At 64.9% G+C, this 19,648-nt stretch carries 19 protein-coding genes; 12 read left to right on the top strand and 7 right to left on the bottom strand.

Going from position 1 to position 19,648, the window contains the following annotated elements:
• The 7 genes from CFR72_RS08550 (at position 1) to CFR72_RS08520 (ending at position 9,088) form a co-directional block, all read left to right on the top strand.
• Complete coding sequence (locus CFR72_RS08550; RefSeq protein ID WP_110913554.1) at positions 1-1,146, top strand: DUF1176 domain-containing protein; 1,146 nt, start codon at positions 1-3, stop codon at positions 1,144-1,146.
• A gap of 182 nt (positions 1,147-1,328) precedes the next feature.
• Complete coding sequence (locus CFR72_RS08545; protein WP_244182223.1) at positions 1,329-3,674, top strand: TonB-dependent receptor; 2,346 nt, start codon at positions 1,329-1,331, stop codon at positions 3,672-3,674.
• A 1-nt stretch (position 3,675) separates the two neighbouring features.
• On the top strand, positions 3,676-5,148 hold the full coding sequence (locus CFR72_RS08540; RefSeq protein ID WP_244182222.1) for a POT-type proton-dependent oligopeptide transporter: 1,473 nt from the start codon (positions 3,676-3,678) through the stop codon (positions 5,146-5,148).
• Positions 5,149-5,312: 164 nt separating this feature from the next.
• Positions 5,313-5,930 (top strand): hypothetical protein, encoded by a 618-nt coding sequence (locus tag CFR72_RS08535; protein ID WP_146220686.1) that lies wholly within the window; start codon positions 5,313-5,315, stop codon positions 5,928-5,930.
• A 421-nt stretch (positions 5,931-6,351) separates the two neighbouring features.
• A complete protein-coding gene (locus CFR72_RS08530; RefSeq protein WP_110913552.1) occupies positions 6,352-7,131 on the top strand; it encodes an acetoin reductase in 780 nt (259 codons plus the stop codon).
• A 112-nt stretch (positions 7,132-7,243) separates the two neighbouring features.
• Positions 7,244-8,029 (top strand): SDR family NAD(P)-dependent oxidoreductase, encoded by a 786-nt coding sequence (locus tag CFR72_RS08525; RefSeq protein WP_110913551.1) that lies wholly within the window; start codon positions 7,244-7,246, stop codon positions 8,027-8,029.
• 135 nt (positions 8,030-8,164) lie between these two features.
• Positions 8,165-9,088: a delta(1)-pyrroline-2-carboxylate reductase family protein gene (locus CFR72_RS08520; RefSeq protein WP_110913550.1), complete on the top strand. Its 924-nt coding sequence runs from the start codon at positions 8,165-8,167 to the stop codon at positions 9,086-9,088.
• Positions 9,089-9,385: 297 nt separating this feature from the next.
• Here CFR72_RS08520 and CFR72_RS08515 read toward each other — a convergent pair whose 3' ends face one another.
• Positions 9,386-10,123 (bottom strand): autoinducer binding domain-containing protein, encoded by a 738-nt coding sequence (locus tag CFR72_RS08515; protein ID WP_110913549.1) that lies wholly within the window; start codon positions 10,121-10,123, stop codon positions 9,386-9,388.
• A gap of 211 nt (positions 10,124-10,334) precedes the next feature.
• Between CFR72_RS08515 and CFR72_RS08510 the strand changes: the two genes are divergently transcribed.
• Entirely contained in the window at positions 10,335-10,826 is a 492-nt protein-coding gene (locus CFR72_RS08510; RefSeq protein ID WP_110913548.1) for a YaiI/YqxD family protein, read from the top strand.
• A gap of 295 nt (positions 10,827-11,121) precedes the next feature.
• On the opposite strand, the gene CFR72_RS08505 is transcribed toward CFR72_RS08510, so the two are convergent.
• From CFR72_RS08505 to CFR72_RS08490, 4 genes are all read right to left on the bottom strand, one after another.
• Positions 11,122-11,580, bottom strand: a complete 459-nt coding sequence (locus CFR72_RS08505; protein WP_167400338.1) for an NUDIX domain-containing protein — start codon at positions 11,578-11,580, stop codon at positions 11,122-11,124.
• Positions 11,581-11,592: 12 nt separating this feature from the next.
• Complete coding sequence (locus CFR72_RS08500; RefSeq protein WP_110913581.1) at positions 11,593-11,823, bottom strand: DUF2171 domain-containing protein; 231 nt, start codon at positions 11,821-11,823, stop codon at positions 11,593-11,595.
• Positions 11,824-12,022: 199 nt separating this feature from the next.
• Positions 12,023-12,283 (bottom strand): CBU_0592 family membrane protein, encoded by a 261-nt coding sequence (locus tag CFR72_RS08495; RefSeq protein WP_110913546.1) that lies wholly within the window; start codon positions 12,281-12,283, stop codon positions 12,023-12,025.
• Between the two features lie 32 nt (positions 12,284-12,315).
• The gene (locus CFR72_RS08490; protein WP_110913545.1) at positions 12,316-12,810 is read right to left on the bottom strand and encodes a hypothetical protein; all 495 of its coding nucleotides are present in this window, start codon (positions 12,808-12,810) and stop codon (positions 12,316-12,318) included.
• A 268-nt stretch (positions 12,811-13,078) separates the two neighbouring features.
• On the opposite strand from CFR72_RS08490, the gene CFR72_RS08485 reads away from it, so the two are divergent.
• The 3 genes from CFR72_RS08485 to CFR72_RS08475 all read left to right on the top strand — a co-directional run bounded on the left by CFR72_RS08485 (position 13,079) and on the right by CFR72_RS08475 (position 15,992).
• Complete coding sequence (locus tag CFR72_RS08485; protein WP_110913544.1) at positions 13,079-13,432, top strand: zinc ribbon domain-containing protein YjdM; 354 nt, start codon at positions 13,079-13,081, stop codon at positions 13,430-13,432.
• Between the two features lie 622 nt (positions 13,433-14,054).
• Positions 14,055-14,381, top strand: coding sequence for a hypothetical protein (locus tag CFR72_RS08480; protein ID WP_110913580.1), 327 nt, complete (start codon positions 14,055-14,057; stop codon positions 14,379-14,381).
• Between the two features lie 378 nt (positions 14,382-14,759).
• Positions 14,760-15,992, top strand: a complete 1,233-nt coding sequence (locus tag CFR72_RS08475; RefSeq protein ID WP_110913543.1) for an acyltransferase family protein — start codon at positions 14,760-14,762, stop codon at positions 15,990-15,992.
• Between the two features lie 7 nt (positions 15,993-15,999).
• Here CFR72_RS08475 and CFR72_RS18285 read toward each other — a convergent pair whose 3' ends face one another.
• Together CFR72_RS18285 and CFR72_RS08470 are read right to left on the bottom strand one after the other, a co-directional pair.
• Positions 16,000-16,131: a hypothetical protein gene (locus CFR72_RS18285; protein WP_279629161.1), complete on the bottom strand. Its 132-nt coding sequence runs from the start codon at positions 16,129-16,131 to the stop codon at positions 16,000-16,002.
• Entirely contained in the window at positions 16,116-17,507 is a 1,392-nt protein-coding gene (locus tag CFR72_RS08470; RefSeq protein WP_110913542.1) for a GntT/GntP/DsdX family permease, read from the bottom strand. The genes CFR72_RS18285 and CFR72_RS08470 overlap by 16 nt, the downstream gene beginning before the upstream one ends.
• 318 nt (positions 17,508-17,825) lie before the next feature.
• On the opposite strand from CFR72_RS08470, the gene CFR72_RS08465 reads away from it, so the two are divergent.
• Positions 17,826-19,382 carry a Hint domain-containing protein gene (locus tag CFR72_RS08465; protein ID WP_110913541.1) on the top strand — a complete coding sequence of 519 codons (1,557 nt, stop codon included), beginning with the start codon at positions 17,826-17,828 and terminating at the stop codon, positions 19,380-19,382.
• Positions 19,383-19,648 lie beyond the last annotated feature (266 nt).

Raw genomic sequence — 19,648 nt, 5'->3', positions numbered from 1 at the left:
GTGACGGCCATACGGACCCTTCAGGGCGCGATATCGGGCCTGTGCATCGGCCTGCTGCTGATGGGGTGCGCACGGGCGGCGGCGCCATCCTATGCCACCCATGGCGCATGGTCAGTCGCATGCGACAACACGCTGTCGTGCGATGCGCGCGGCTTTGACGAGGACAGCAATAGCGGCGCGGAGGTCGTCTTCACCCGCGCGGCAGGCCCGGCGGCGCGGACCACGGTAACGATATACGCGCCCGCGCCCTTTGCCCGTACGGCGGTCCGCGTGGATGACCGGACGCTCGTGCTGCCGGATGGGGCATGGGTGTATGCGGGGGATGGCGCATCCCTGACGACCGACCGGCCTGCCGCCGTCGCCGCCTTTGTCGATGCCCTGCGCCATGGCGTGGCCCTGCATGTCGGGGCGGACGCTGGCCCGGTGCCGCTGGACGGGATGGTCGCGGCGCTGTCCGGTATTGACGACCGGCAGGGCCGCGCGGGGGGCCGGACCGCATTGGTACAACGCGGCCCCCGTCGCGCCAGCGCCGTCCCTGCCGCGCCTGCGCCCGCCGTCCTGCCCGCCGCGCCCACGGTGACGCTTTCCCGGGTGGAGCAGCACCGCCTGATGGCGCGGGCACGCAGGACGCAGGCGCGCTTCATCCGCGCGCAGCACTGCGCCCCGCCCGGCGACAGGATGCGGCGATTCCTGAAAAATGGTGTCCATGGGCTGGATGATCGCAACGCCCTTGTCATCATGGGGTGCGAGATGGGGCCGTATCAGGGCAGTTCGCTGCTGTTCGTGGCGTCGCGCACGCCGGACGGACCGGTACAGCCCGCGCGGCTGCCGGTGCCGGTGCTGGATCCGGGCGATAGCGGCGATCAAGGGCCCGTCCTGACCAACCCGGACCTTGACCCCGCCACGGGCACGCTGGGCACCGTGCAGATGGGGCGGGCGCTGGATGATTGCGGCATGCAGGCGGCGTGGCGCTGGGACCATACGCATTTCGTGCTGGCCCGCATGACCCTGCAACGCGCCTGCGGCGGCAGCGCGCCGCGCGGCGACTGGCCCGTCCTCTACCGCTCCGTCATGCGAGGGGGCGTCGCGTACGCGGCCCCTGTTGCCAAGAATTACCGATTTCCAAAGGGCCATGCCTTTCGGTAAGGCGACGGCGGTTAAATCCCTGAGATACCTGCAACATTCCCGGGCAGGGAATGCGGTCCCTATTTCACTATTTTTATGGTTTTAATTATCGTATGTGAAAAATATTACGTGTTGACACGATATTTTATCGCATATAGAAGCCGATTAATACGAACGGTATTAGTTTATATCGGATTCAACACATGAAAGCGTTTAGTCTATTTCTGTTCTCGACGGTGGCCGTATGGACTGGACGCTCCTATGGGGCAGACGTCGCAACCGCGCACCGCATCGCCAGCGGGAACAGGGTGCGCCACCATGATGGGCAGCACCTGCCGCATTCAGGCGCCGCGCCAAGCGTGGAATCCATCGCGGTATCGGGAAGCCGGCATGTCTCCCACGGGCCTGAGCAGTTCGTCAGCCGCGAGGTCATGGACCGTTTTGTACCGGGAACAAGTCCGCTTCAGGTCCTTGCCGCGACCACGCCGGGCGTAAGCTTTGGCTCGGACGATCCTTTTGGCCTGGATGGGGTCGCCAACACATTGTACCTGCGCGGGTTTACGCAGTCACAGATCGGCGCAACGCTGGATGGCATTCCCCTGGGCGATCAGGGTTTCATGCAATATAACGGCCTGGACATCAACGAAGCCGCGATACAGGACAACATTTCATCGATCGGCGTATCGCAGGGGGCCGGGGCCGTTAATGTTGCATCGGCGCAAAACCTGGGCGGCGTGATCCGCTATTTCACGTCCGACCCTGCGGACAAGGCAGGTGGAAACCTGTCACAGACATTCGGCAGCAACATGACATTCCGCACATCTGGCAGTGTCGATAGTGGCGTCCTGAATGCGACGGGCACGAAATTCCGCGCCAGTTTCGCCCGCACCGACAACGACAAGTGGAAGGGCTATGGCGACAAACTGGAATACCAGGCGAACTTCAAGCTCGTCCAGCCGATCCACGATCGCGGCAAGATCAGCGCCATCTTCAACTGGTCGCAGTTCGACCAGTACAATTACATGAATTACAGCCTGAACATGCTGAAGAAATTCGGTGCGACGGGCTCCGACTTCCTGACGCCGAATTATGCTGCGGCCTATGAATCCGCGCAGGGCAACTACCCGTCCGATATCGCCGCGCTGGGCAATGCAACGGATGAATCCAACGCCACGCAATATGACGGCGCGCAGATCCAGCGCAATTACCTGTCCGCCATCACCAGCCAGTTGACACTGGCACCGAACCTTGAAGAAAACACTGTCCTGTACGCCCATCTTTCCAGTGGCGATTATGAGGCCAGCCCGACATTCCCGTCCCCGACTGGCGCACCGTTTTCCCAACTCGTCAGCCACCAGGGCATCCGCAGGATCGGATTTACGCAGTCCTTTCGCTATACCATCGCCAGAAATCACATAGATACAGGCGTGTGGTATGAAAACAACTCCTACTGGTTCCCGGCCGAACTCTACAGCCAGCCAGCCCTCGGGCAGGGGACGCCGCGCAATGCGCTGGGGCCTTTCCTCAATCCCTATGCGACGTGGTTTTCGGATTCCTTCAATACCAATACGTTCCAGTTCCACCTGCAAGATACCTACGACATCCTGCCCAACCTCCAGATCAGTGCGGGTTTCCGGTCGTTGATCGCCACGACGCATGGTGGCGCCGTTTATAACAACCAGTCCCTGACGGGGCAGTCCGAACTCCCCCGTGGCAGCCTGACGGCGGCCAGCGCCTTTCTGCCGCATGTTGCGCTGGATTATCATTTCCTTGCGCATCATGAATTCTATATCGACATCGCGGAAAACATGCGCGCCTATACTTACAACCCGTTCCTGATGGCGGACGGCGCATGGTCCGTCGAAAACCAGTCCGAATTCCAGTCCGTCAAGACCCGGATACGCCCGGAACGCACATGGACCTACCTGGGGGGATATCGTTATAATGGCGAAAGGATTTCCGCGCAGGCCGACGCCTACCACGTCGATTATTACAACCGGCTGGAAAATATCACGACCGGAACCCCGACCGACCCCATCAGTTCCTTCGTCAACACGGGCAAGGAGACGATGACCGGCGTGGACGCGACCCTGACGCTACGTCCGGTCCGGGGGCTCGAGTTCTTCAACAGCATGAGCTACGCCAAGGAACAATATGGCGGTGGCGTCGAATATGAAGGCACCTATTATAACCTCAAGGGGAAAAAGCAGGTCGGATACCCAAGCTGGATGTACAAGACCAGCCTGTCCTACACCTACCATCAGGCCCGGGTGGGCTTCAACGCGACTTATACCGGTTCGCGCCCGCTTTCCTATGTCAATGACACCCATGTCGCGCCATACTGGCTGGCCGGGGTGTCGGCATCCTATAATTTCGGATCGATCGGGTTCATGAAAAATTTCGGTGTTAATTTCAACATCTACAATCTTTTCAACACCACCTATGTCGGCGGCATGGGCCTGTTCGGCTACCCGATGTCCGGCGACTCGCCCACGCTGTTCATAGGCGCGCCCCGGCAGTTCTTCGGATCCGTGCACGCGTCATTCTGACATGACCGCGAACACACACGACAGGGGCGCGCCCGCCGCACCCGCGCGGCGGTCCGGGCTGGGGGTGGCGCTGTTCCTGGAGGCGACCGAGCGGTTCAGTTTCTACGGCATGCTCAGCATCCTTCTGGTCTACCTGCTGGATGTGCGGGGGCTTGCCGCGCCGCGGGCCAACCTGTTCGTCGGCAGTTTCAATGCGCTGGCGCTGGTCAGCACGCTTCTGGGCAGCCGCCTGGGGGGTGTGGTGCTGGGCCCGGCGCGGACCGTCCTTTATGGCTGCGCGATCCAGTTCATGGCGCTGGTCCTGCTGGGCCTTTCGGTCATGTGGCCCGTGCTGTTCCTGCCGGCGGCGGCGGCCGTCGCGGTGACGAACGGCCTGACACGGACGAACATGGCCGTACTGATCCTGCGCCACGCGGGCGGGGGGCGATCCGCCGACGGGCTTGCGACCCTGTACACCTTTGCCGTGAACCTTGGGGCGATGTTTTCATTCCTCCTCGTGCCATGGATCGGCAGGCGCCATGGCTATGCGCTGGCGTTCGGGGCCTGTGCCGCGGGGCTGTTCATGGGGGCTGCGGCCGCGCTGCTGAACCGGCGGGCACTGGCGGGCGTGGCGTCCGGCGGCACGGCGCGGGCCGTCCCCCGGGCGGTGGCGGAAACCGGCCTGGCCATCGTGTCCTACTGGGTTGTGCTGAACTTCCCGGCGGGGGGGCACTGGATCTTCTGGCTTGTCACGTCGGCCATTCCCGTGTTCTGGGCATGGGCATGGCGCAACGCCACCCCGGCGGAGCGCCCGGGCATCGCGATCTGCCTGATCCTGGTTGCGGAGGCGATGTTCTATGGCATGTTCGACGAACAGACGACATCGACCTTCGTCCTTTATGCGCTGCATGACCTGAACCGGCAGTTCAGCGTGGCGGGGGTGACACTGTTCGAACTTGACGCGCCGCAGATCGTCGCCATCAATGCCGGGCTGACCATGCTGCTCGGGCCGGTGTTCGTCGTGCTCTACCGCCTTGTGGATGCGAGGTTCGGCACGGTTGCGCTTTCGGTCAAATATGCCTGCGGTTCGGTCTTCATCGTCATCGGCTTCCTGGTCCTGTGCCTTGATACGGCGGGCGGGGCGCCGGGACTGCGCGCACCGTGGGGGATGTTCGGGGCCTATGCCGCGCTGTCGGTCGCGGGGCTTATCATGAACGGCCTTGGCCTGTCGGTCGTCACGACCTACCTGCCGGCGCGCATGCGCACCATGTCCGTGGCCGTCTATTACATCTCAACGGGCCTTGCGATGTATGGCGGCAGCGTGCTGGCGAACGCGATGGGCATTGGCCGCCTGCATGCCGCAACCCCGATCCCCGAAAGCCTGTCCACGTTCCATGCCCTGTTCCGGGGTTTCACGCTGCTGGCCGCCTGTGGCGCGGGCGGGATCGTCCTGCTGCTGCCGGTGTTGCGGAGGCTGGAAAGACGCGCAGGGTAGACCGGCACGGTGTTGTGGGGTAACATTTCGACGAACAAGAGCGGCAATTACTTTCTGGTTGCGCACGATACAGGCAGGAACAGCCGGCATTTTCTTGCGCGCCAGTCTGGTAAAACGCCCCCCTGTTCCGGACCCATGCCGCATCGGAATGACGAGCCTACACCATGTTATTGATACTCAGCGTGCTGGTCGGCATTTATTCAATCCACCTGATCGACACGGGAAGCCATGTGACAGGTGGCCTGCTGCTCATCACGGATATCCTCTGTGTCATGTGGGGAATTCCCGTGGCAAGAAGCGATCCCCGAACGCAGGCACAGGCCGATGACGCGCAGGATCAGGTGCCTGCGCCGCATCAGGATGCAGAACGGCCCGGCCCGCATGAAATCCCTCAGGTCACGCCGCACATGACGGCCGATGCCTGCGAAAGGCAGGAAATCGAAAGCAGCCTGGCGACAGACACCCCCCCGGCGGGATCGACGGCTTCAGCCATGAAGATGCTTCGGACGCTGGTGGATGATGTCGCGACCGGAAAGGGCACCAGACCCCCGCCCAGTGTCTATGACAGGGCAGCGGAAGCCGGGACCATGACCGTCCACAACGTCCTGGCGCGCATTGCGCAGGATGGCGGGAATGTCGAGGAAGCACGCAGCCACGCGGAAAACATATTCTGTTCCGGATTCAACCAGTATCTGGACGAAGAAAACGTGGACAGCCAGTCGCAAGAAAGCCGCGCGGAAATGGAACTGGCCGTCATGGCATGGAAAAGCCGCAACCCCTGATCCGTTGGTGGGGTTCGGGGGCAAAGCCCCTGAGGCAGTCGGCACACGCACCATCCGGGCTCTGCCCGGACCCGGCAGGGATCACGATCCCTGCACCCTGATTCATTTAAAAGTCATGGTTTCCAAAGGGCAATGCCCTTTGGTGGGGGTCTCGGGGGCAAAGCCCCTGAGGATACAGGCGCACGCAATACCCGGGCGGCTTGCTCCGGACCCGGCAGGGATCGCGCTCCCTGCACCCTGATCCGTTTAAAAGTCATGGTTTCCAAAGGGCAATGCCCTTTGGTGGGGGTCTTGGGGCAACGCCCCTGAGGGGCGGCATCACAAATAACGGAAGACACAGGCTTTTCCCCCGCACGCTGCGTTAGTGCCTGCGCCGTGGTGCATCCTGCACCGCCGGGACAGAAAAGAAAGAACATCGTTCATGTCTCTTGTTGGGAAAGTGGCAGTCGTGACGGGTGCGGCACAGGGCATCGGGCGTGGCATTGCGCTGCGTCTGGCGCGGGAGGGCGCGGATGTGGCGCTGGTGGATATGAACGCCGACCGCCTGGCGCAGGTGCGGGGCGAGATCACGGCGCTGGGCCGCCGGGCCATTGCGCTGACGGCGGACATCAGCGTGCGCGAACAGGTCTTTGCCATCGTCACGCAGGCGATGGAGCAGTTGGGCGATGTTGACGTCATGGTCAACAATGCGGGCGTGGCGCAGGTCAAGGCGCTTTTGGATGTGACGCCCGACGACATGGGCCGCATCTTCCGCATCAACGTCGATGGCACGCTGTGGGGGATTCAGGCCGCGGCGGAGGCGTTCAGGAAACAGGGGCACAAGGGCAAGATCATCAATGCCTGTTCGATTGCCGGGCATGATGGCTATGCCCTGCTGGGGGTCTATAGCGCGACGAAGTTCGCGGTGCGCGGCCTGACGCAGGCGGCGGCGAAGGAACTTGCGCCCTATGGCATCACGGTCAACGCCTACTGCCCCGGCGTGGTGGGCACGGACATGTGGGTGGAAATCGACCGCCGCATGGCCGAGGAAACCGGCGCGCCCATCGGTGCGACCTACAAGAAATATGTGGAGGGCATCACGCTGGGCCGGGCGGAAACGCCGGACGACGTCGCGGGCTTTGTCGCGTGGCTGGCGGGGCCGGATTCCGATTACATGACGGGGCAGTCGGTGCTGATCGACGGTGGGCTGGTGTTCCGCTGACGCCTGCGCGGCCACATGTCGTTCACGCCCGCGTGTGCCAGGTGGCGCGGGACGGGGCGGGTGGTGTACGCTGTGGCCGTACGGATGCAACATCATGACAGGGACCTGAACCATGAAGATCGACCTTGCGGGCCGCACGGCCATTGTGACCGGATCGACCGGCGGCATCGGGCTTGCCATCGCCACGGGCCTGGCGGGATGCGGTGCGCGCGTGGTGGTCAACGGCCGCAGGGCACCGGCCGTTGACCGGGCGGTCGCCACCATTGCGCAGGCAGGCGGGACGGCGGTCGGCTTTGTGGGGGACCTTGGCACGGCGGACGGGTGCGCGGCCCTGGTGGCGGCGCACCCGTCATGCGATATCCTGATCAACAACCTTGGCATTTTCGAACCGCGCGATTTCTTTGACACCCCGGACGAGGACTGGACCCGCTTTTTCGAGGTCAACGTCATGTCGGGCGTGCGCCTGTCGCGCGCGTACCTGCCGGGCATGCGCGAACGTGACTGGGGGCGGGTTGTGTTCATCTCCTCTGAATCCGCGCTGAACATCCCGGTGGAGATGATCCATTACGGCTTCAGCAAGACGGCGCAGGTGGCCGTGGCGCGGGGACTGGCCGAACGCATGGCCGGGACGAACGTGACGGTCAATTCGGTCCTGCCGGGGCCGACGCTTTCGGAAGGGCTTGCGGAAATGCTGCGGCCGGAGCAGGAAAAAACCGGAAAGACGCTGGAGGAAGTCGCCGCCGAATTCGTGATGGAGCATCGCCCCTCCTCCATCATCCGCCGCGCCGCAACCGTGGAGGAGGTGGCGAACATGGTCGTCTACCTCGCCTCCCCGCTGGCGTCGGCCACCACGGGGGCGTCGGTGCGCGTCGATGGCGGGGTGTTGAGCGTGATCTGAAGGCTTCGGGTGCCGCGTTTTTTAAAACGGCCGCGCCCGAAAACGCCCGTATGGCCTGACGGCCCCTTGACGGCGGGGTGACGGGGCGGTGCAATCGGGATTGATTGCGTAACTGATACGGAAAGCACGATCCCGATGAAACATTACTGCGCGACGCAGACGCAGGCGCTGCTGCCGTTCCCGGCGCTGGTGGACATGCTGGCGCGCACGGTGCGCGATTACGCGGGCGGCGCCATCGCGTGCCCCGAACGCACCACCATCCCCACCCATGACAGGGGCGGCGTGCTGATGTGCATGCCCACCGTGGGCGTGGACCTGGTCGCGGCAAAGGTGCTGACGATCTTTGGCGCGAACGCGGCGCTGCACCTGCCCACGGTGCAGGGGATCGTCACCTGCGCCGACGCGCATGACGGGCGGTTCCTGTTCGGGCTGGACGGGCCGACGGTCACGATGCGCCGCACATCGGCCATCAGCATGCTGGCGATCCGCACCTTCATCCACGGCCATGTGCGCCGCGTGCTGGTGATCGGCACCGGCACGCAGGCCCTGGCGCATGTGGAGGCACTGGCCGCGCTGCATCCCGCCATCGAGGTCGCGATCCGCGGCCGCACGCCCGAACGTGTCGCGCGGTTCTGCACCCAGTACGCCACCGACCGCCTGACCCTGCGCCCCGAACTGGCCGAAGACGGGCCGTTCGATGTCGTCATCACCACGACCTCCAGCACCACGCCCGTTTATGACGGACCGGCGGACCCGCGCCGCCTGGTGATCGGGGTGGGGGCCTATCGCCCCGACATGGCCGAAATCACCCCGCCCGTCGTGCGCGCCAGCCAGGTCTATGTCGATGACCCCGTCGGCGCCCCGTCGGAGGCCGGGGACATCCTGCAGGCCGGGGTGCCATGGACGGATGTGCGCGCACTGGCGCAGGCGCTCGACACGCCGCCGGACCCGACGCGGCCCGTGTTCTTCAAGTCCGTGGGGTGCGCGGCATGGGACCTCGCCGCCTGCCGCGTCGCACGCGACATGCAGGCCCGCGTAGGGGATGACGCCGGGGTGTGAAGGGGGCGTCTGTGTCTCAGGGGCTTTGCCCCCGAACCCCCACCAAAGGGCATTGCCCTTTGGAAACCATGACTTTTAAATGAATCAGGGTGCAGGGATCGTGATCCCTGCCGGGTCCGGGCAGAGCCCGGCTGTGACATGTGCCGACTGCCTCAGGGGCTTCGCCCCCGAACCCCCACCAAAGGGCATTGCCCTTTGGAAACCGTGACTTTTAATGAATCAGGGTGCAGGGAGCGCGCTCCCTGCCGGGTCCGGGCAGAGCCCGGGTGCGGCAAACGCAACGCCCTCAGGGACATCTCACACGCTGATGAGGCCAAGGGCCAGGGCGCGGATGACGGTGCTGATGCGGTTGGGGCATTGCAGCTTGCGCTGTGCGTTCTTCAGGTGAAAATTGACGGTATTTTCATTCAGCATCAGGATATCGCCAATATCGCCTGACGTTTTCCCATGCGCCACCCATGTCAGGCATTCACACTCACGCGGGGTCAGCAGGTCGGGCGTGCCTTCTTCGGCCTGTGCGGCCTTTGCGGCGTTCAGTTGCTGGAAACGTTCGTAATATTGCGACACCAGCATCGACAGCGCCATGCGCGTGCGCAGCGGGAATGTGGGGGCGGACTGTTTCTGCCCGAAACTGGCATAGAACACGGACGCATCCGGCCCGTGGATCGGCACGGCAAAGCCGTTGCGCAGCCCAAGGTCGAAGATATCATGCGTCAGCGCGATCGCCGGGCCGCTGATCGGGTCGCACGACCGCCATTCAAACCCGGACATGCTGCGCAATGCACGCCGCAGAAGCGGGTCCACCCGGCCGTAATTATTGCCAAGGTAATGGCGGATCCATGTGCGCGGATAGGTCGTCAGCACGGGCCGCAGGCCACCGGGGCGGTATTTGGGCATCGTGCCCATCACGCAGTAAAAATCGCCCAGTTCACTGACCGCCTTCTGAAACCTCGTGGCAAGTTCATCCATGTTCCGCGCCTGGAGCAGCGTCTCCAGCGTATCCATGATATTGTTGCCAGAAAGTTCAGCCGTCACGAAACCCTATCCCGTCTTTCCCTGACCGATCGGTCATTTATCGGGTCGAACCTATCATAGCTATCTTCGCAATGCTACAATTACGCCGTGCCGCGTTACATATTGCAAGAATATATCAATAGTTTCATGTAATACTCCTCTTTTGCACCGCACTGCGGGGATCTGGCCGCGGGTCTTGCCTGCGGCGGGGCGGGGGGCCTAGAACACGGGGATGACCCGCATCTTCATCGACGCCGATGCCTGCCCCGTGCGCGACGAAACCTATCGCGTGGCCCTGCGCCACGGGGTGCACACGTTCGTCGTCGCAAACCGCATGATCGCCGTCCCGCCCTCCCCCCTGATCGAACGGGTGGTCGTGACACAGGGGATGGATGTCGCGGATGACTGGATCGCCGAACATGCCCGCGCGCATGACATCGTGATCTCCGCCGATATCCCGCTGGCCGCGCGCTGCGTCGCCCATGGGGCCTGCGTGCTCGACCCACGGGGGCGGGTGCTGGACGAAAACGCCATCGGCATGGCGCTCGCCGTGCGGAACCTGATGGACGACCTGCGCTCCACCGGGGCCATCATGCAGGGCGGACGCAGCTTTTCCCGCACCGACCGCTCCAGCTTCCTCTCCGCCCTCGACACCGCCGTCGTGCGCGCACGCAAAAACGCCACACGCCCCAAACCACCGCCGTTCGTGCCCCCGCCGGAATGAGGGACCGCCGTCGCACGCCCTCAGGGGCTTTGCCCCCGAACCCCCACCAAAGGGCATTGCCCTTTGGAAACCAGTACTTTTAAACGAATCAGGGTGCAGGGAGCGCGCTCCCTGCCGGGTCCGGGCAGAGCCCGGATGTTCCATGCGCCGACATCCTCTGGGGCGTTGCCCCCGAACCCTCACCAAAGGGTATTACCCTTTGGAAACCAGTACTTTTAAACGAATCAGGGTGCAGGGAGCGCGATCCCTGCCGGGTCCGGAGCAAGCCGCCCGGGTGTTCCACGCGCCGCCCCCCTCACGCGGGGGCATCGGCCAGTGCGCGCAGGGCGACGCGGGTGGCAAGTGTCAGGGGTGTCGGCAGGTCGTCGGGTTCGAACCAGCGCACGGCGGACAGGGCCTCGGGCTCACACAGCAGCGCGCGGGCCGAGGTGATGGGTGTTGCGAGATAGACGGGCGCGACCCAGTGGGACGCATCCTCCCGCGCGGTGGCGGGGGTGATGTGGTCCACCACGCACAACAGGCGCGTCAGGCGGATCACCAGCCCGGTTTCCTCCGCCACCTCCCGCCGGACGGCGTGTTCGACCGTTTCCATCCAGTCCACCTTGCCCCCCGGCAGGCCCCAGTGCCCGGCCTCTGGCGGGCGGCGGCGGCGGACCAGCAGGATGCGCCCGTCGCCACGACGCACCAGCGCGCCACATCCCACGCGCGCGTCCGTCATGCGGGCGTGGCGTGGGGCTGCCTCCTCCTGCGCCATGGCGGCCCGGCCTCAGTGCGCGGGGGTATAGTACTGCACGTCCTCGATCGTATGGCTCAGCACAAGGCGGTTGTTGTCGGTGGACGCGACCCAGTCGGCCGGGATTTCGAACATGCTTTCGGCGGGGCCATCGACCGTCACCTGGATCGTGCCGTCGCCCGGCACCGCGCTCAGCGTGCCGACGCGGCCACCCGCGGATGCGATGACGTCACGGCCTATCATCTGTTGGGTTACTTCAGCCATGTCGTGTCCTTTCGTGTCGATGCCATGGCGCACGCGCGCATCTTGCACCGTGGCGCGGTTCCCCGGCAGTCTCCCTGCGGTCCGGCGCAATGCCCGTCATGGTCGCGACAGGCAGGCCCGGCATCGTGTTTGCGGTAGAGCCAACTGTACCGACTGCCAGCGCCAACCACAACCCTGCCCGCCACAACCCGCCCGTGCCCTATCTGCGCGACCGGCGCCACAGCGCGGCGATGACGCCATACAGGCTAACGCCGCTCCAGAACAGTTCGATGCACAGTGACGGCATGTTGAAATGCACGCACAGCGAGGCCATCACCATCAGGCTGCCGCACAGGTTCCCCAGCGGATAGCCCACGCCCGCCGTGTCGATCCGCCCGCGCAGGCTGCGGTAATACTGCACCACGATCACCACGGACCCGGCAAAGCCCACCATGTCCGCCGCGATGTCCGCCCCCGTCATGGTCGCGTCATGGCCCGCGCCGGTGGGGGGCGTCAGTTGACGCCATACTGCTTGCGCCGGTTCATCATCGCGTTCAGCTTCTCGCTATATGCATGGTAGCTGCCCTTTGGCGCGCAACCCATTTCCTCCAGGTCCTCCAGGTTGACGCTGTCATTGATCCAGCCGTTCACCTCGCCAAAGGGAATGACGGCGGGCAGGGGACGGTTGGCGAACACGATCGGGTCATCATGCCCGGTGACATACCCGAACTGCGCGAAATGGGCGTTGTGCGCCGCGCTTTCGGCGACCTCGCCGCACACCACGCCCGCGCCATCGACGCTGTGCGCCGCAAGGTGGCGGAAACGGGCGTCCTGCGGGTGCGGCAGGGTGGCGGCGACCTTCTTCATCGCCTCGTCCGCGCCGGGGACGTGCGCCGCGCTGCCATCGAGCACCGTCTGCGCCGCGCAGGTCCCCATGGAACCGCCGAACACCATCGCCCCGGACAGCGCCGCGCCGAAAACCGTCGCCACAATCATGGCCTTGTACATCTGTTGTTCCTTCCTGCCGTTGCGCATCCACCCCGCACAGGGTCAGCGCGAGACCTCTCTTAACGCGCAGGGGGCGTGGGCGATCACCTTGGTGCCCGTCTTCGCCGCCCGGGGTCAAGCACCCGGGACGGGTGTTTTTCCAATTCCATCATGTTTGATAATATTGTGGAAAAACATGCGCCAAAACGGCCCGCCCGCACCGGACGGGCGGCGCGGGGCGCGCGTTTGTGCTAAGCCTGCCGCCCCACCAAGGACCAAGGAACCCCAGATGAGCACCGACCCCAGATGCCCGCAATGTGGCTGCGCCCATGCCTATCCCGATGGCAGCCTGTGGATCTGCCCCGAATGTGGCCATGAATGGAACCCGCAGGCCGAACCCGCCGACACCGCCGCCGCCGCGGATGACGCGGTGCACGACGCCAACGGCACCCCCCTGGCGAACGGCGACAGCGTGACCGTACTGAAGGACCTGAAGGTCAAGGGCGCGTCCTCCGTCATCAAAGGCGGCACAAAGGTCCGCAACATCCGCCTGACCGATGGCGCGGACGGCCACAACATCGCCTGCAAGATCCCCGGCATCGGCGCCATGAACCTGAAGTCCGAGTTCGTGAAAAAAGCCTGACACCCCCATACGCAAGGCCATCGGCACATGAGACACCCGGGCGCCGCCCGGACCCGGCAGGGAGCGTGCTCCCTGCACCCTGATTCATTAAAAGTCATGGTTTCCAAAGGTCCGCGACCTTTGGCGGGGTGCAGGGGCGGCGCCCCTGCGTTGGCCCCATACGCAAAACCGTCGGCACATGGCACACCCGGGCGCCGCCCGGACCCGGCAGGGAGTGTGCTCCCTGCACCCTGATCCGTTAAAAGTCATGGTTTCCAAAGGTCCACGACCTTTGGCGGGGTGCAGGGGCGGCGCCCCTGCGTTGGCCCCACACGCAAAACCGTCGGCGCATGAGACACCCGGGCGCCGCCCGGACCCGGCAGGGAGCGCGCTCCCTGCACCCTGATCCGTTAAAAGTCATGGTTTCCAAAGGTCCGCGACCTTTGGCGGGGTGTAGGGGCAGCGCCCCTGCGTTGGCCCCATACGCAAGGCCGTCGGCACATGAGACACCCGGGCGGCCTGCGCCGAACCCGGCGGGTCGGGATATTATGAATACTTACAGAATATTTCTTATCTATGAACCATAATGGTCCGGGGCGGGATATTTGATGTATTTGAATTGCAAGATATGGAGGCCATTACAGTGGAGATCAGAAATATCCTGGCTTCGTTTTTCGGGGATTATGCAGATGCCTTCTATATAGAAGCGATCGCCATTGACGAAATTACCATACTCAGGGATGGCAAGGCTGTGCCTGACACGTTGGGTATCCTGCGCGCCTTCATGGGCGCCGATGATAAAAAGACCATATTGAATACGGTCAGGGGCTTTGTATTTTATATTTCTGGCAATTCATATGTCATGGATTTCAGCAATTACATTACAACAAATACAAATCTATGCCCCAAGGTCACAATTTCAAAAAAGGGCACGGGGTTTGATATCCGACTGTTCATGAAACATGATTAGGGATACCACCCGGTCCACTTAAAATAACTGGTTTCCAAAGGGTAATACCCTTTGGTGGGGGTCCGGGGGCAAAGCCCCCGGGAACTGCCGCACAAAACACCCGCACGCCCACCCTCGACAGGAATCCCGATCGCATCCCCCCATTCCGAATGACCGGTTCCCAAAGGGCCACATCCCCGGGGACTGACCTGACAGGGGAATGGTATCCGGCGCGCTTAACCTCAATCTATCGCGCGCGGCTATTTTTGACATGGACAGAATCGTTACGGGGCCGGAGGGTTTGTGAAACACCCTCCGGGGCCGCCCGGACGGCGGGGGCGCCATGAGCGAAGGAGACACGGTCATGACAGGCGTTCCCCCTGCCGGTGGCATCCCGCCGTGCCTGTGGCCGTGACGCAGGCCGCCCCCACCGCGACATCGCCCACCGCAACATCGCCCGGCGCGGCGCGCGGCGCATCGACGCGGGTCATTTCCATTGACGCCCTGCGCGGTGCGACGGTGGCGGTGATGATCCTGGTCAACAATCCCGGCGACTGGGACCAGGTCTATCCCATGCTGCGCCATGCGGCGTGGAATGGCTGCACGCTGGCGGACCTTGTGTTCCCGTCCTTCCTGTTCCTGATGGGGTGCGCGATCCCGCTGTCGCTGGACCGGCGCATCGCACAGGGCGCCGACCGTGGCATGCTGTCGCGGCAGATCTTCCGCCGCGCGGCGCTGCTGTTCGCGCTGAAACTCCTGCTCAGCGCGTATCCGTATTTCCACATCACCCACCTGCGCCTGTATGGCGTGCTGACGCGCATTGCGGTGTGTTACCTCGCGGTGGGGATGTTCTGTGTCTGGGTGCCGGCGCGCCGCCTGCTGCCGGTCGCAATCGGGGCGATCCTTGTGGGATACTGGCTTGCCCTGCGCTATGTCCCGATCCCGCATGCGGGGCTGCCGGGGCGGGACTTTCCGCTGTTCGATGCGCGGATGAACCTTGGCGCGTGGCTGGACCGCGGCATCAGCACATGGTCGCTGCACTGGCTGCACATGGGGCGGCTGTATGAGGACGGGTGGGATCCCGAAGGCGCGCTGAGCACCCTGCCCGCCATCGCGACCACCATGCTTGGCGTCATTGCGGGGCGGATGCTGCGCGGCGGGGCGGCGGCGTCGCACCCGCGCAGGCTTCCCGCGCTGGGGGTGGCGCTGCTGGTGCTGGGGGCCGTGTGGGGCAGCGTCTTTCCGATCAACAAGTCGTTGTGGAGCAGCTCCTTCGTGCTGTGGACCGGCGGGGTCAGCATGTGCGTGCTGGCGCTGTTCCATTTCGTGTTCGACATGGCGCGCGTGCAGGACCGCTCCGCCGTGATGGGACGCATCCTGCTGGTGCTGCGGATCTTTGGCATGAATGCACTGGTGGCGTTCCTCTTTTCCGGCTTCCTGGCCAAGACGCTGATGATGCTGCCCGCGCCGGGGGCGGGGGCGGCCTCGCTGTCCGACTGGCTGTACCGCGTGGTCTGCCATGGGGCCGGGTCGGGCATGTTCACGTCGCTGGTCTTTGCGCTGGGGTTCTGCGCGGCGTGTTTCGTCCCGGTCTGGGGGCTATGGCGGCGGCACATGATCGTCCGGCTGTAACCGGCCCCTACAGCCCGCCCCGCAGGCGCCACGCCCGCGCGATCGTGCACGGGCCGAACCTGTGCCCCAGCACCACCGTAGAGGCGCACAGCAGCATGGCGATCACCGCGCGCCGCGTGCCTGCTACAGCACCGCCCACATCAGCGCCGTGCCCGCAAAGGCGGTCAGCGCCGCGATCCCGGTCATGACGGTCCAGCTTGACAGCCCCTCCCCCACGCCCAGTCCCGCCATGCGGGTGACGATCCAGAACCCCGCGTCATTGACATGCGACAGCGCCATGCCCCCCGCCCCCATCGCCAGCGCCAGCAGCGCAAGGTGCGTCTGGTCCAGGTGCAGGCGGGCCACCAGCGGCCCGACAATGCCCGCCGTCGCCATCAGCGCCACCGTCGTCGGCCCCTGCGCCACACGCAGGATCATGGTCATGACGAAACACAGCGCCAGCACCGGCAGGCCCGCCGATGACAGCATCCCGCCCAGCGCGTCTCCGACGCCGCTCTGCACCAGAACCTGCGCGAACGCGCCGCCTGCGCCGGTAATCAGGATGATCCCGGCGGTGGACGGCAATGCCGCCGCCAGCACGTCCGACACGGTGGACAGCGCCATGCCACGCCGCAGCCCCAGCAGCCACGCGCACAGCACCACGTCGATGCCCAGCGCCACATACGTGATCCCCGCGAACGCGATGACGGAGCGCGCAATCCCCGCCGCCATCATGTCCGACGCCAGCGTACCCGCGATCATCAGCACGACCGGCAGGCCGATCACCAGCGCGATTTCCCCCGGATGGACCGGGCGTGCATGCACCGCGGCGATCAGGCGCGCATCGGCGGGACTGCCCTGTTCGGGGCCTGCGGTCTCGCCCGCTTCGTCCACGATGGCGCGGATCTCGGGCGCGCAGCCAAGGGGACGGGCCATGACCGGGCGCGACAGGACATAGGTCAGCGCCACCGAAAACGCCGCCAGCGGCAGGCCCAGCATCAGCACCCGCCCCGCCCCCACGCCCAGCGCGCCGCCCACGGCCACCGCACCCGGATGCGGCGGCAGCAGCGCATGCACCGTCAGCATCGTCACCGCCATCGGCACGGCGAACACGGCGGGCACGCGCCCGGTCTGGCGCGCCATGCCATAGACAAGGGGCATGAGCATGATGACCCCGACCTCGAAAAACACGGGGATGCCGACGCCAAAGGCCGCGATCACGATCGCCAGCGGCACATGCGTCGCCCCCGCGCGCCGCACCAGCGCGCGCGCCACCGCCTGCGCCCCGCCCGACAGGTCCACCATCCGCCCGATCATCGCGCCCAGTGCGACGATGATGGCGATATGCCCGATGGTCCGGCCCAGCCCGCCCTGTACTGCTTCGGCCAGATGCGCGACCGGCGTGCCCGTCAGCAGGGCGACGGCGGTCGCCACCAGCAGCAGCGCGAGGAACGGGTGCACCCGCCCCACCACGATCAGCACCAGCAGAACGGCAATCGCCCCCGTTCCGATCAGGGCCAGCACAATGGGGGTCATACAGGTTCCTGTACTGCGGTGGCCGCCCCCGCATGCCGCACCGGGACGGATCGCGGCAAGGGGACAGATTCAGTCCCCTTTATCAGGGATCGGCGACCAGGCCGCAAGGGGGCGCGTGGCCCCGTGGCCGCCATCGCAGCGACGCACACCCGGCCTGCGCCAGAAGGTTGCCAAATAGTTTGTAACATAACGTCTCGTAATGTATCTGTTATAACAGATGACGGGACTCGCACGGGTCCCATGACCGCCGGTCGTTCCACGTCTCTGGTTTCATGCCCGTTTCGCCATGAAGGGGCCGGAAAGGCCGCCTCCTGACACATGGCTTCATGGGTAATGACACAGGAATATACCGACTACAGTAACAAGAGTTACACGCTGACGACCAACAGCAATGGTTATGTCAGCAGTTCGCAGATCTTTGCGGCGCAGAACACCACCACCGATGGCGATGGCAACCCGGTCTTTTCCGTGGACAACATCAATTCGGTCAACAGCGATGGCCCGAACACGCCCGATCCCGGTTTCACCAACGGGACGAACACCATGACGCTCAACAGCCTGTATGAAAACGGCGTCAATACCGGCTTTGTCACGGCGACGACCACCGGCGCCAATGGCGGGCAGGAAACCGCCCTGCTGCAGCAGACCCCCTATTCCACCAGCGACGGCGTGTTCCTGTACGCCCCGTCGCAGAGCATCGATGACACGGTCAACGGACAGGTGGCGCAGACCGAAAGCAGCGGGACGGGCGGGGCGTACCTCTATTTCACGAACACGGCCGCAACCCCGATGGAGGACGTCCCCTCCACCGTGACCGCCAGCAGCAACGGCAACGACTTCACCCCCGCCGCCACCGCGGCGGATGTCCCGTGCTTCACCACGGGCACGCCCATCCTGACGCCGCGCGGCGATGTCGCGGTGGAGGACCTGCGCGCGGGGGACGAGGTCGTGACCGCGTCCGGCGCGCACCGCCGCATCCGCTGGATCGGCCATCGCCGCATCGCCTGCCGCAGCGTCCCCGCCCACCTGCGCCATACCGTCCTGCCGGTGCGCATCGGCGCACACGCCATCGCGCCGGGCGTGTCCGCGCGTGACATCGTGGTGTCGCCGGGCCACGCCATTGCGCTGGATGTGGCGGGGGCGGACGTGTTCGTGCCCGCAAGCGTGCTGGTCAACGGCGCGACCATCACGCAGGACGACCGGGTGCAGGCCCATTACTGGCATGTCGAACTCGACAGCCATGACGTGCTGCTGTCCGCCGGACTGCGCAGCGAAAGCTTCATGGATATCGGCAACCGCCATGACCTTGCCATCGGCGCGGCGGGACTGGACCCCGAACGCACGGCCGCCACGCTGGCGGACTATGCCCTGCCGTTTCACGACGCCGGTGCGGTGGTCGCCACCGTCCGCGCGCGCCTGCTGGCACGTGCGCGCGCCCTTGGCTGGGGCCTGACGGATGCGGCCGACCTGCATCTGGTGGTGGACGGCCGCCGCATTGCGCCGGTCACGGCCGGGGGGCTGGTGCATTTCACCTTCCCCGCCACCGCACGGCACGTCACCCTGCACAGCGCCACCTTCCGCCCCGCCGACCTGGCGGTGGGGAGGCCGGCCGATGCGCGGGCGCTGGGCGTGAACGTGCGCGGCGCATGGATGGGCGGGACAACGCTGGGTCTGGACCATCCCCTGCTGGCCGCCGCCTTCCACCCCGACGAGGGGCGCGACGGATGCGACTGGCGCTGGACCACCGGCATGGCGACGCTGCCGCCCGGACTGTGGGCCGGTCACGCCGGACGGGTGACATTCAGCCTGCATCTGGACCACGCCGCCCCTGCTGCCTACTGGCACCTGCCGCAGGCGGGCCGCCGCGTGGCGTGATGCGTCCTCCCCCCTGGCGGGGCGCTGCCCCTGCACCCCGCCAGGGGGGCGCCGGCCGCGTGGCAACCGCCCCGGACAGTCGGGACAGCCGTCGGCAGATATAGTTTGCAACAATGGATTTCATAATGTAACCAGCGAAGTCAAAGAGACCATTCGGGACATTATTCAGCAAAAAAATAGAAAAGATGCATCAAAAACGCTGGATATAGTTCCTTCAGGCCGTCGCGGAATTATTTTTCAATCCGCCCGATATCGGAGACTTCGCA

Source organism: Gluconacetobacter entanii (assembly GCF_003206495.1).
Taxonomy (GTDB): Bacteria; Pseudomonadota; Alphaproteobacteria; order Acetobacterales; family Acetobacteraceae; genus Novacetimonas; species Novacetimonas entanii.
The sequence above is the reverse complement of the archived record's forward strand: the minus strand, read 5'-3'. Positions and strand labels throughout refer to the sequence as shown.